Consider the following 12,837-nt stretch of genomic DNA (forward strand, 5'->3'; position numbering starts at 1 on the left):
GGTAGACAAGGAAGAAGGGGGAGATAAGGGAGAGACTTGTTCAATAATTCACCCTTGTCCCCCTTGTCCCCCTTGTCTCCCCTGCTCCCCCACTCTCCATTCTCCATTCTCCATTCCCGTTTTGATTTTAATTTGCTCTAGACTCGACCTAAACACACCTTTATCAGATTATAAAGAATGATTAAAAAAAACGAGTATAGACAAACATGATAAAAATGCTAGCTGAAAACTTGATAGGAATTGAGACAAGCTTACAAATTAATTGGGTTTGGCTAAATGCCAGCTTACAGTTTGCTAGTTGGGCACTTTTCTCACTTTTACTTGCTGAAGTCTTGAGAGACAGCTACCATGCTTTATGTCACCAAGTAAATTGGCTTGCTAAATGGCACAACAAGCACCACATGGCTTATCGCCGCGATTTATCGATAGTTTCCCTAAAAGTTTACCAAGAATCGCAACTCTATCATGACATTTTAGAATCGAGTCTACTGCTGGTGGTATTGATAGTCATTGCCTTAATTATCCAGCATAAAGGATTCTGGTTAGGAGTAGCTTACGCTTGCACCTTTTTGTATGGCGCGTCTGTGCGATATTTTCAAGGAAAAATTGATACAGATTACAACCACCTACCCGGCCCTTTAGAGACAATTCCATCCATTTGGTGGGTGAATCGGTCTTACCATTGGCGGCATCATTTTGATAATGTTAACGCCTACTACAGTGGTGTCTTTCCCCTAGTAGATAAAATTCTTGGTACAGGACTATCTCTTAAAGGTAAAACCATCGCTTTAACCGGAGCATCAGGAGCATTGGGGCAAGCGTTGGCGGCTGAACTTGTAAAGAATAATGCTAAAGTAGTGGCATTAACTACTAATCCAGAAAAATTAGTAGAGCAAGTTGGGGTAAAGGTGGTTTCCTGGCAGTTGGGCAACGAAGCCAATCTGAAGGATAATTTAGAGAAAGTAGATATTTTAATTATCAATCACGGAGTCAATGTCTACGCCAGCCGCACATCGGAGGCTATCAACTCTTCTTATGAAGTAAATACCTTTTCAGCATTGCGGTTGATAGATATATTTTTGACAACTGTAAAAAGCCCACAAGCAAAAGCAACCAAGGAAATCTGGGTAAACACTTCTGAGGCTGAGGTTTCTCCAGCACTAAGTCCACTTTATGAACTCAGCAAAAGAGCGTTAGGAGATATTGTTACCCTCAAGCGTTTGGATGGGGATTGTGTAATTCGCAAGTTAATTCTTGGCCCATTTAAGAGTCAACTGAATCCTTATGGAGTAATGTCTGCACAGCAAGTTGCTCGTGCGATCTTATTTTTGGCACGGCGCGACTTCCGAAATATGATTGTGACAATAAATCCTCTCACTTATCTGATGTTTCCCTTAAAGGAAACTAGTACGTCACTATACTATCGAGTCTTCAGCCGGACAGCGAAAAATGAACAGGACTTACGCAAACAATAGTCGAAAAGAATGATTTTCAGGTAGGGGCAATTCATGAATTGTCCCTGAGCGGGTGTAATTTTGCGAAGTTTGATTTGCGATGCCTGCGGCTGGCTAGTTCTTCGTAGATATAACATTTAATACCAATTCGCAATTCGCAATTCGCAATTTGCAATTGAGAAATTTAGATGCAGCAAGGCAATCCCTGCTTACATCTGTTGCCTTATTTTAGAGAATTGGTATAATACCAATTCAATTAATGATTGCAACACATCCTTGGGTAAAGACGCGATGAATCGCGTCTCTACAAATGGTCTATTTGTCGCATTCTTTTTTCAAATTGGTATTAGAAACTGCTTGATAAGATCGATCTAAAACTGGACTATGGCAAAAGATGATGCGACGGTTTCCGGTTGAGGAGTGAAAGTGAGACCCTTAGCCTTGCAATAGTTTTGACAGAAGGGCATAAAATTACGGAGGAAGCAAGGGCGCAAGCTTATCCAAATTGAAACAGAATTTGGATAAACTTGAGAAAGCGATCGCTACGGAAGTTCCTCCCAAGCAAGTTTATCGTTTTTTAATAGCCATCATCCGAACTCCACCATTAGGAGCAAGGGTAAATCCACGTCGTTGCAGTTTAATAGGTTTATTTTCCAGTAAGGTAAGTTGATAATTGGATAAAACTGTTGCGAGGACTAATTTGATTTCTAACTGAGCAAGGGCATATCCTAAACAGCGCCGACTTCCGCCACCAAACGGAATGAACTCCCAAGGGGAATACTGACGTCTTAAAAAACGTTCGGGATTAAATTGTTGAGGATTTGGATACAAGTCTTCCCGGTGATGCAGGAGGTAGATACTTGGCATTAAGGTTGTGTTAGGAGCAAACTGGTATCCGGCAATATTTATGGATGATTTGGTAATGCGTGGGAAAAGCCCTGGCAGGACAGGATACATCCGCAGGGTTTCTTGGCAAACTGCGCTTAAGTAAGGAAGTTGGGCAATTTCCATGGGGTTAGGATTTTCTCCCAAGCTGTCAAGTTCCTGCTGCAATTTTACAAGAACATCTGAATTTCGGTGAATTTGATAGAAAGCCCATGCTAGCGTTGTTGCAGTAGTTTCATGTCCAGCAAATAAAATTGTCAGCAATTCATCTTTTAATTCATCGTCGGTCATTGCTTGCCCATTTTCATCCCGTGCTGCCATCATCAAGCTCAGAACATCACCCTGGTGATTGTTCTTTATTCTTTTTTCTGCAATTTCTGCTTGAAGTAGCTGATGAATAGAGCTTTGTCTACTTTTCATCTGCCCCCAAGGAGTCCATTTTCCCCAATTTTGTTGTAAGAATGGCAAAAATAGCATACTGGAGCGCAAAGGAGAATCAGTCATATCCAACCAACTAGTAAGTAGAGGTAAAATTAGTTGATAGCGTTCCCCTTCACTTAAACCAAAGACAATTTGTAAAATTACTTCTAGACTAACTTTCTGCATGGCAGACCGAGCCACAAAAGGTTGATTGATTTGCCATTGGCTGGCGATTTGCTCGGTAATTAAGCAGATTTGTTGAGCATAAGTCTGTAGCTTTTCTCCATGAAAGGGGGGCATTAATAATTTTCGTTCTCGTCGATGGCGGGCACCATCTATTAACATGAGAGAATTTTGCCCAATCAAAGGTTCTGCAAGTTTATTCCCACGACCAATATCAAATTTAGAATCTTGACTGAAAATTTCTTGAATGGCTTGGGGATGGCTAAGAATTACATAAAAACCGAGTCCACCCAGTTGCATGGAAAAAATATCTCCATACTCTTGACTATACTTTTGCTGAAATCCAATCGGATCGGCAATCCATCCGATCAGTTGCCACCACGAAGGGCTAGTAATGCAATTCGGTAATTGACTAAGCATAATATTTACCTGTGATGCCACTTCATAATCTCAAACAAATACACCCATTATGCCTGAGTAACCGTATTTATGGACTGGCTGATGACTGCATTTATTAAGCTATCTAGCAAGCGATCGCGTGATAAAAATGTAAGTTCTTTTCCATATAACATTTCTTGTACAATCACGTAGGATACCAAAGAACCAAAAAAAATATGAGCCATCGCTTCTGGGTCAGTGATTCTTAATTCTGGATGAGATGCGAAATACTGACTCAGTATTTGCCGACCGCGTAGCACAACAGTTTGGGTATAAAGTTTGGCTAGTTCTGGAAAGTTTTGTGACTCGGTGATAATCAAACGCAACAATGCCAAATAATCGGGATTATCAGCGACTTCGGTTAAATAAATTTCAGCAATTTGACGCAAAAAAATCGTTGGTTCACCATGTAATTTTTCTGTGCAAAAAACACTTTGAAAACAAGCGAGCGTCAATCGTTCTATCAACGCTTTAAATAGCCCTTCTTTATCTTGAAAGTGACTGTATATTGTTTGCTTAGATACTCCAGCTGCTGCGCTGACACGATCCATACTTGTTCTAGCGTAACCCTCCTTTAAAAATACCTGTATAGCTCCAAGCAAGATTTGCTCCTGCTTGGGAGCGATCGCAGGTAAAGGATTTTCTAGTTGAAAAGTAGGGTTTATCGGCATGAAGAGTAAATTTTTTGACGTATATCTTGTTTTATCATACTAGACAGTCTAGTATATGACACTGAATTCAAAATTTTCAATTTACAAAATATTTTTCACAATCCAGGGTGCTACTATGACTCAGACTATCTCAACATCCCCGGAAAATCTCAAAGATGCAGTATCGAAGCAGCAAAGCCGCAAGAAACCGATCCTTTTAGCGATTGGGGTGCTGTTGGTGACGGGTGGCATTGGCTACGCGGTATGGCGCTCTCAACCGCAAGTATCACCAAATCTACTGCAAGTTAGTGGACGGATTGAGGGTTATGAAACGGAGATTGGCATCAAGCGTTCTGGAAGAATTGAGACAATTGCCGTGCGGGAAGGGGCAGCAGTTAAAAAGGGGCAACAGTTAATTAAGTTAGACGGCACAGACGATCAATTGCTGCAACAACAACTACTTGGTACACAAGCGAGAGTAACATCTGCTAAGTATGATGAACAGCAAGCAATTTCAGATGTAGAGCGAGTTACCAGAGAAATTCAAGAAATTAACAGCCAAATTAACGAAGCCAAACTGAATTTACGGCAGTCTCAAGGAGATACCCAAGGAAGAATTGAGCAGGCACAAGCAAATGTCGCAGCAGGCAGAGCCACACTAGTGCAAGCACAAGCGCAAGTAAAACAGGCAGCAGCAGAAGTTAATTTAGCAAAAATCAACCGCGATCGCTATGCTCAATTGGTAAAAGAAGGAGCGATCAATCAACAACAATTCGATCAAGCCCAAACCACTTTAGATACAGCAATAGCAACCCTAGAAGCACGAGTTGCAGCAGTTAATGCCGAACGCCAACAGTTAAGTGCGGTGTCAGGGGCGTTAACTCAAGCCAAAACTACAGGTTTCAATCCTGACATTCGCAACGCCCAGTTGATAGCATTAGTCAGAAAGCAGCAGCAAAGTGATGCTCAACTTAAATCTGCACAGGCGAGAGTTAACTCTGCCCGTGCCAAAGTGAAAGATGCCCAAGCATCAAATCAGCAAATTCTTACCCAGATTGCAGACTCCAAAAAAGATTTAAATGTAGTTAGTCCCTTAGATGGAGTAGTGACAGCCCGGAGTGTCGAACCAGGTGGAATAGTTAGCAGTCAGACTAATATTTTGACAATTGTTGACCCGAAAACAGTCTATTTTAGAGGTTTTATTCCCGAAGGCGATATTGGCAGAGTGCGTCTAGGACAAACAACAAAAATCTTCATTGATTCTGCACCAGAGAAACCATTAGAAGGTAAAGTAATTGCCATCGATCCGCAAGCTTCATTTACACCAGAAAATATTTACTTTCAAAAAGATCGAGTCAGACAAGTAATAGGAATTCGGATCAAAGTTCAAAACCCTGATAGCTGCTTTAACCCCGAAAAACCTTATAGTGAATCAGATTTACCCTGCGCCAAAATGGGGATGCCAGCAGATGCTGAAATTAATTTGGAGGCAGGAGGTAGAAGGGAATGAAACAACAAATTACTACTTTCTCTTTAAACTTACCCCCATCATCTAGTTTGCCAACTACAGCAATTGAAGTTCGCGGTTTGCACAAGCACTATGGAAACTTAGCTGCTGTGCGGGGAATTGATTTGAGTGTCCACAAAGGTGAAATGTTTGGATTAATTGGCCCTGACGGTGCAGGGAAAACTAGCACATTTCACATTTTGGGCGGTGTGATGGAAGCAACCGCAGGGGAGGTGCAAATATTTAATCAACCTGCACGAGATGCCCGATTAATAACAGGTTATCTCACTCAACAGTTTTCCCTGTATTTGGATTTGAGTATTGATGAAAACTTGCGTTATGCAGCAGGATTACGGCAAGTAGCAGATGATTTATTAAAGGAACGGCGCAATAAATATTTAAAATTAATGAATTTAGAGCGATTTGGCGATCGCTTAGTGGGACAACTTTCTGGTGGGATGAAACAAAAGCTGGCGCTGTGTTGTGCTTTGGTTTCGCAACCAGAAGTATTGTTATTAGATGAACCTACCACGGGTGTCGATCCAGTTTCCCGGCGAGAGTTTTGGGATGTGCTAGGAGAATTATCAGCCGAGGGAATGACAATTGTAGTTGCTACACCATATTTAGACGAAGCTGAACGCTGTCACCGCGTGGCTTTGATGTACAGTGGGCAAATTCATGAAATTGGTACACCAGCAGATTTACGGGCTAATTTAGGCTTGCATCGCTTAGAAGTGCGAACAGCCAACCTGGAAGCGACAGAAAAAATACTCTCCCAAACTACTCAAACAAATATAGTAGATGTGCAAACTTTTGGCGATCGCTTGGATGTCCTCGTTAAAGATATAAATTCTGGCGAAACCCAAGTCCGCGAACTACTGCAACAACATAAGTTACCTTCTCCCAGTATTGAACATGGCGAACCCACATTAGAAAACGTCTTTGTCACGCGCCTGCGACAACAAGGTTCTGCACCGCAATTTTTCCCATTTCCCCGTTATCGCAAAACAGGACTGGGAATTAGGGGCACGGGGACAAGGGGACAAGGTGAGACCAGCCCCCGTCTTGGCGGTCTCCGTCACGATAGCGCAGCGTTAGCGAGTCTTCTCCCAAAGGGAGACGCTAAGAGCGACGAACGAGCGTCTGGGGGACTGGCGAACCCGAAGGGGGACAAGGGGACAGATGCTTTAGCTATATATGCTCACAATCTCAGCCGTGTTTTTGGCAAGTTCCAAGCCGTTAAAGATGTCAATGTCGAAGTCCGCTATGGGGAAATTTTTGGGTTGTTAGGTGCTAATGGTGCTGGAAAAACCACCACCATTAAGATGCTGTGTGGATTACTAGAAGCAAGCGGCGGTGAGATTTCCTTGGGTGGTGAAACAGGAAATCTGCGTAGTGCAGACTTACGGCGACGGATTGGTTACATGAGTCAAAAATTCACCCTTTACGACGATTTAACTATTCTGCAAAATCTCGAATTTTATAGCGGAGTTTACGGCGTACCTCGCAAACTTCGACGGGAAAAAATTGATTGGGTAATTGCTACTTGTGGGTTAGAAGGACAAGCAAATATGATTACTGGGCAGCTACCAGGTGGTTGGAAACAGCGAGTTGCTTTCGGTGCTTGCGTGATGCACGAACCAGATATTTTATTTTTAGACGAACCAACATCGGGAGTAGATCCGTTGGCGCGTCGCCAGTTTTGGAAGCTGATTAATGATTTTGCCCGCAGCGGTACAGCCATTTTAGTGACAACGCACTATCTAGAAGAAGCTGAACAGTGCAACCGCATGAGTTTTATGGTTGCAGGAAAAACCGTCGCCGAAGGTTCACCCAGTTCTGTCAAAGCCTCACAACCGGGACAATTAATAGAAATTATTGTCAATCAAAACCAAGTAGCTTCTAAAATCCTAAAACAACACTTCGAGTCTTGGCGCATCTCGATTTTTGCTGATAGTTTACACGTTGTTCTCGATCGTCCCGAACAGGAAATAAATCAACTAACTCAACTTTTAAAAGCTCATCAAATTACCATCAATTCTTTACGTCCGATTCCTTTTTCTTTAGAAGATGCCTTTATTGGTATAGTACAACGATCGCAAGAAGAGAAAAAGAGTATCCAATAGAGAATTCTACTCCAAAAAACTTCGCATTACTCTGCGCTTTTTTACGTTTAAAAACGTTACGGTTTTTGGCAAAGCCATACTTAATATATATGAAACGAATTTTTGTTCAATGTGTCAAAGAAATAGCTCAATTTCGCCGCGATCGCCTGACGTTGGCACTAGCATTTTTATTGCCATTTATTACCTTATTAATCTTTGGCTTTGCCATTAGATTAGAGAGTAAAGATATTCCTTTAATTGTGCAAGACTTTAACCGCACAAACCTAAGTAATAGCTATATTGAAAGACTGTATGCCACTAATCAATTTGTAGCTAAACAATGGTTTGGTGGCAATCCCACTCGCGATGTTATAGATAAGGGAATCGCCAAAGCCGCAGTAATTATACCGCCAGAATTTAGCCGTGATATTCAAGCAGGTAGAAGTACAAATGTGCAAGTATTAATCGATGCTACTGATGTTAATAATGCCCGTGTAATTAGAAATAGTATTCAAAGAGTGACAAACTTTTTTATGCAAGAGCATGGACTGCTACCTGCTACTAGTAGTATTACAGCACGAATGCGTTTATGGTTTAATCCAGGGAGATTAGAATCGCTATATATTGTGCCAGGAACTTACGGAGTTGTACTATGGATTTTTCCTTCATTGCTCTGTGCGATCGCAATGGTACGGGAAAAAGAAAAAGGGACAATTGTACAAGTCTACGCTTCTAGTATTAACGCCACTGAACTATTACTTGGTAAAGGATTAGCATATCTATTAATTGCTATCCTTGAAACATTAGTAGTGATGATATTAGGCTCAATTATTTTTCAACTCGGCATAGTTGGCAACCCCATAATATTAATAATTGGCACTTTACTATTTCTGACAGATAGTATTTTTTTCGGATTACTTTTAGGAGTCCGCAGTAGTAACCAAAATGCTGCTGTACAAGGCGTTTCTCTCGTGGGCTTTATCACATCCTTTTTACTTTCAGGTTTTATTTATCCCCTGAACAATATTCCTTTCCCCTTATCACTACTACCTAACATAATTCCAGCACGTTATTACATCGATATCACTCGTGATGCCTTCGTGCGTGGTACAGGATTCGGCGGAGTTTGGTTTGATTTACTCATGCTTGCAGCTTTGGGATTAATCTTTTTCAATGTATCACGCCGAGTTTTAAGCCGAATGCAATTACCAAATTAATCTCTCTGTATTTTCTGTGGTTTGATAAAAAGTAACTTTATGAAATTTATTCAGCGATTATTTGATAGTCCATTTTGGGCCTTAATGCGGAAAGAAATTAATCAAATTCTTCGTAATAAGCAATTAATTATTCTCTTAGTTGTCCCGCCAACAGTCCAATTATTGCTGTATGGCTTCATCCTTAATCCCGATGTTCATAACTTACGATTAGGTGTCATTGACTATGCCAACGTCAGCGCTAGTCGGGAGTTAGTTTCAGCCATGACATCAAATCGAATTTTCACCTTAGAATCTGTACCAAGCAGTGAAAAAGTATTGAGTCGTCAGGTAGAAGAAGGAAAGCTAGATGTTGGGGTAATAATTCCTCCCAATTTTCCACGTCAACTGGCACAAAAATCAGCAGAAATTCAAGTATTTATTGATGCAGTAAATGCTAATACAGCCGGGATTGCAGTAAATTATATGAATCAAATTATCCAGCAATATAATCTCCAATTAACTCAAGGTCAAGCAAGTCCCCCAGTCTCACCTGAGGTCGTATTTCTTTACAATCCAGGACTGACAAGTAGTTGGTTTTTTGTCCCAGGAGTTATGGGTTTAGTTTTAACATTAATTGGCACATTAGTATCAGCAATTACAGTTGTTCGGGAAAAAGATACAGGAACTTTAGAACAATTATTAATGACTCCGGCTGCTAACTGGCAAATATTACTATCAAAAATTGTCCCTTTAGCATTTTTATTAACAGGAGATGTTTTATTAGCTATCACTTTAGCAACAGTAATATTTCATGTACCATTTCGAGGCAATTTCCTGCTATTTTTCGCCCTATCAAGTATATATGTATTTGTCGGGATTAGCTTGGGTATTATGTTAGCTACTGTGAATAGTTCCCAACAACAGGTAGTTTTGACAGCTTTCTTTATTAATTTACCAATGATCCAAACTTCTGGAGCGATCGCACCCATTGAAGCCATGCCACCTTTGTTTCAAATCTTATCCTTACTCAATCCCCTGCGCCATTACATTGCGATCGTTCGAGGTATTTTGCTCAAAGGTGTTGGCTTAGATGTACTGTGGATGAATGTTTTGGCTTTAGTCGCCTTTGCTATTGTGTTATTAACTATTAGTATTAGTAAGTTCCGCAGTCAGTTAAGCTAAAAGACATGTCCTTAAAATTGCTTTGATACTGTCACTGTTGTGGATAAAGCTCTTTCATCACTCTGGTAAAAAAATTCAGTGTTCTATAATTTGTATGTTATTATACTACCGATGAGTGGCTGTGCCCCTACCCGTGTACTCAGGCTGGAGAGTTTCACTGTCTCCAAGAGACTATGCGAGCGCGCAAAGCACCCACCAGATGCGATCACAAAACTACATAATTCGGTAAAATTGGGTAAAGCAATTTTTGCGCTTGTTAAACAAAGGCATCAGCAAACCCATGCAACTGAAACTCAGTGCATCTCGACTTCCCTTCGCCCCCCTCTTGTTAATCGCCCCCTTTTTCCTATGGGGGACGGCAATGGTAGCCATGAAAGGAGTGATACCCCATACTACACCGCTATTCATGGCAGGTGTGCGTCTGATACCAGCAGGGATGTTAATTTTGATTGCAGCAGTATTCATGGGTAAACCTCAGCCGAAGGGTTGGACTGCATGGCTGTGGATTGCCTTATTTGCCCTAGTAGATGGGACACTGTTTCAAGGCTTTTTGGCAGAGGGATTAGTCAAAACCAGTGCAGGGTTAGGGTCTGTGATGATTGACTCGCAACCCTTGGCTGTTGCCTTGCTGTCGTTGTGGCTATTCCAAGAACACATCGGTTTTTGGGGATGGCTGGGGCTAGGCTTGGGAATCACAGGCATTAGTTTAATTGGCTTACCTGATGAGTGGATTTTACATTTTTTCGACTCAGGTGCAAATATGACAATCGGCAACTGGCAAGATTTGTTTGCTAGTGGCGAGTGGTTAATGCTGTTAGCAGCACTATCAATGGCAGTAGGAACAGTGTTGATTCGGTTTGTGTGCCGACATGCTGACCCTGTAAGCGCTACAGGATGGCACATGATTTTAGGCGGATTGCCACTATGGGGAATTTCATCAGTTGTTGAATCCCAGCAGTGGGAAAATCTGGGAGTATCTGATTTCATGGCTTTGGGTTATGCTACCGTATTTGGCAGTGCGATCGCTTATGGGTTATTCTTCTACTTTGCTTCTAGTGGCAGTCTCACGAGTCTCAGTTCTCTCACCTTCTTGACACCCGTCTTTGCACTACTATTCGGCAATCTTTTCCTCTCAGAAGTCCTCAGTCCGTTGCAGTGGGTAGGAGTATTTCTTACTTTAATCAGCATCTATCTCATTAACCAACGTGATACTTTAGCAGGACAAAACGACACAGTTACTGTCGGCGAACTAGCTAATATACAGCAACCAGTTTCAGAAGCATCTGCTAAAAAATTGAACCCCATAAGCCTAGCAGTTAGAGAATCTGAACCAGAAATATTACCCTAACTTGTTAAAATAATTTTTAATTAGTAATTAAGTAGGGAATGAGGGAGAAATCAATTAAAAATTAAAAATTAAAGAAATTCTGCTTCCTGCCTCCTTTTTCCCAATACCCCATTCCCATTCGCAATTCCCAATTAAAAATGACAGTTAACATTTGGTCGTCTAGAAGCTATTGTGGTATCGAAGATTTGAAAAGCACGTTCAGGCTGAAACTTGCAATATGAGGCTATGCCATTCCTCAATTCTGATATTTACCTGTTTTTCTTGCGTGGGTTTTTACCCAAATCGCTCAAGCGCAGCTACTCCTAACCTAGCACCTAAAGTTTTAGAACTTGCACAAGCTAGTTCGACAGTTACTGCTAGTCCGGCTGTTTTGAGATATGGTAGTCGTCGAAAATCAGATGTGCAGAGACTACAAACCCAATTAAAGCAGTTGGGATACTACAGTGGTGTGGTAGATGGAGAGTACAACGCCAATACGCAAATTGCTGTATCTAAATTCCAGAAAGTAAAGGGTTTAAAAGTGGATGGGATTGCTGGCCCGGCCACTCAAGAGAAACTGCAAGCAGCTTTGGCAGCTAAAAAGCAGTTTGTCACCTCTCCAATTGTTAGCTCTACTACTGCTCCAACTTCTACAAAACCCAAACCAACGGAAAGAGGTTTTGTCTGGTGGTTACTATTTACCATTGGAGTTCTAGGATGTACTGGCGCACTTATTTATCTACTGAGGTGGTTTCAGAAGGTCAAGCAAGTGCAAAAGTCCGAAATATCAGAGCCTAAAAGTTTGAGTGAAGCTAACAAAGACCCGATTACACCACCTTTACTGGAGACTGTCACTAGTTTACAAACAACTACACCACCACTTTCCCCACAATTACTGCTACCAGAAAAAACTTCCCGTCTTGCTAAACTCAATATCGTTGACGAATTAATTCAAGATTTACGCAGTTCTGACCCAACGAAGCGGCGCAAGGCTATTTGGGATTTGGGTCAGCAGGGAGATTCGCGGGCAATTCAGCATCTAGTTGACCTGATAATTGATGCTGATTCTCAAGAAAGCAGCTTAATTTTAGCAGCTTTGTCAGAAATTGGCATCCGCACACTCAAACCGATGAACCGTGCTTTAGCAATTTCAATTCAAGATGAAAGTCCACAAGTGCGGCAAAATGCGATCCGTGACTTGACGCGCGTTTATGACATGATGGGTCAAATGACTCAGATGTTGCGCCATGCGCTAGAAGACCCAGATGCCGATGTACAAGCAACAGCACGATATGCTTTAACTCAGATGAATCGAATACGTGACTTGCCGGAACAACAGAATCTACAGGAAGATTCGGATAATGATTCACAACAATAGAGTAGGAGTTATATCGTGTGCGGTTAAAGACTTAACGCTCTTCATCACTCTCATGAGAGAAAGCAATTTAGGATAAAAAGTTCGGTTCAAGTTGTAAGTTGAATAATTCCAC

At 41.5% G+C, this 12,837-nt stretch carries 9 protein-coding genes; 7 read left to right on the forward strand and 2 right to left on the reverse strand.

Going from position 1 to position 12,837, the window contains the following annotated elements; genetic code table 11:
• Positions 1 to 206 precede the first annotated feature (206 nt).
• Positions 207 to 1,475 carry a bifunctional sterol desaturase/short chain dehydrogenase gene (locus tag V7K89_RS21120; protein ID WP_335190559.1) on the forward strand — a complete coding sequence of 423 codons (1,269 nt, stop codon included), beginning with the start codon at positions 207 to 209 and terminating at the stop codon, positions 1,473 to 1,475.
• A 546-nt stretch (positions 1,476 to 2,021) separates the two neighbouring features.
• Here the strand turns inward: V7K89_RS21120 and V7K89_RS21125 are convergent.
• Together V7K89_RS21125 and V7K89_RS21130 are read right to left on the reverse strand one after the other, a co-directional pair.
• Positions 2,022 to 3,362, reverse strand: coding sequence for a cytochrome P450 (locus V7K89_RS21125; RefSeq protein ID WP_335190561.1), 1,341 nt, complete (start codon positions 3,360 to 3,362; stop codon positions 2,022 to 2,024).
• Positions 3,363 to 3,409: 47 nt separating this feature from the next.
• Complete coding sequence (locus tag V7K89_RS21130; RefSeq protein WP_335190563.1) at positions 3,410 to 4,051, reverse strand: TetR/AcrR family transcriptional regulator; 642 nt, start codon at positions 4,049 to 4,051, stop codon at positions 3,410 to 3,412.
• A gap of 115 nt (positions 4,052 to 4,166) precedes the next feature.
• On the opposite strand from V7K89_RS21130, the gene V7K89_RS21135 reads away from it, so the two are divergent.
• The 6 genes from V7K89_RS21135 to V7K89_RS21160 all read left to right on the forward strand — a co-directional run bounded on the left by V7K89_RS21135 (position 4,167) and on the right by V7K89_RS21160 (position 12,725).
• A complete protein-coding gene (locus tag V7K89_RS21135; protein ID WP_335190565.1) occupies positions 4,167 to 5,540 on the forward strand; it encodes an HlyD family secretion protein in 1,374 nt (457 codons plus the stop codon).
• The gene (locus V7K89_RS21140) at positions 5,537 to 7,663 is read left to right on the forward strand and encodes an ATP-binding cassette domain-containing protein (RefSeq protein ID WP_335190567.1); all 2,127 of its coding nucleotides are present in this window, start codon (positions 5,537 to 5,539) and stop codon (positions 7,661 to 7,663) included. Before V7K89_RS21135 ends, V7K89_RS21140 begins: the two co-directional genes overlap by 4 nt.
• An 89-nt stretch (positions 7,664 to 7,752) precedes the next feature.
• Positions 7,753 to 8,859 carry an ABC transporter permease gene (locus V7K89_RS21145; RefSeq protein ID WP_335190570.1) on the forward strand — a complete coding sequence of 369 codons (1,107 nt, stop codon included), beginning with the start codon at positions 7,753 to 7,755 and terminating at the stop codon, positions 8,857 to 8,859.
• Positions 8,860 to 8,898: 39 nt separating this feature from the next.
• Complete coding sequence (locus tag V7K89_RS21150) at positions 8,899 to 10,020, forward strand: ABC transporter permease (protein ID WP_335190572.1); 1,122 nt, start codon at positions 8,899 to 8,901, stop codon at positions 10,018 to 10,020.
• Between the two features lie 280 nt (positions 10,021 to 10,300).
• Positions 10,301 to 11,368: a DMT family transporter gene (locus V7K89_RS21155; protein ID WP_335190574.1), complete on the forward strand. Its 1,068-nt coding sequence runs from the start codon at positions 10,301 to 10,303 to the stop codon at positions 11,366 to 11,368.
• A 217-nt stretch (positions 11,369 to 11,585) separates the two neighbouring features.
• Complete coding sequence (locus tag V7K89_RS21160; RefSeq protein ID WP_335190576.1) at positions 11,586 to 12,725, forward strand: peptidoglycan-binding protein; 1,140 nt, start codon at positions 11,586 to 11,588, stop codon at positions 12,723 to 12,725.
• Positions 12,726 to 12,837: the final 112 nt, after the last annotated feature.

It is taken from the genome of Nostoc sp. (genome assembly GCF_036917515.1).
Taxonomy (GTDB): Bacteria; Cyanobacteriota; Cyanobacteriia; order Cyanobacteriales; family Nostocaceae; genus Nostoc.

Coding starts and splice junctions, on each gene's coding strand:
- V7K89_RS21155 (WP_335190574.1), top strand. CDS start 10,301: ATGCAACTGAAACTCAGTGCATCTCGACTTCCCTTCGCCCCCCTCTTG.
- V7K89_RS21135 (WP_335190565.1), top strand. CDS start 4,167: ATGACTCAGACTATCTCAACATCCCCGGAAAATCTCAAAGATGCAGTA.
- V7K89_RS21130 (WP_335190563.1), bottom strand. CDS start 4,051: ATGCCGATAAACCCTACTTTTCAACTAGAAAATCCTTTACCTGCGATC.
- V7K89_RS21120 (WP_335190559.1), top strand. CDS start 207: ATGATAAAAATGCTAGCTGAAAACTTGATAGGAATTGAGACAAGCTTA.
- V7K89_RS21140 (WP_335190567.1), top strand. CDS start 5,537: ATGAAACAACAAATTACTACTTTCTCTTTAAACTTACCCCCATCATCT.
- V7K89_RS21150 (WP_335190572.1), top strand. CDS start 8,899: ATGAAATTTATTCAGCGATTATTTGATAGTCCATTTTGGGCCTTAATG.
- V7K89_RS21125 (WP_335190561.1), bottom strand. CDS start 3,362: ATGCTTAGTCAATTACCGAATTGCATTACTAGCCCTTCGTGGTGGCAA.
- V7K89_RS21160 (WP_335190576.1), top strand. CDS start 11,586: ATGAGGCTATGCCATTCCTCAATTCTGATATTTACCTGTTTTTCTTGC.
- V7K89_RS21145 (WP_335190570.1), top strand. CDS start 7,753: ATGAAACGAATTTTTGTTCAATGTGTCAAAGAAATAGCTCAATTTCGC.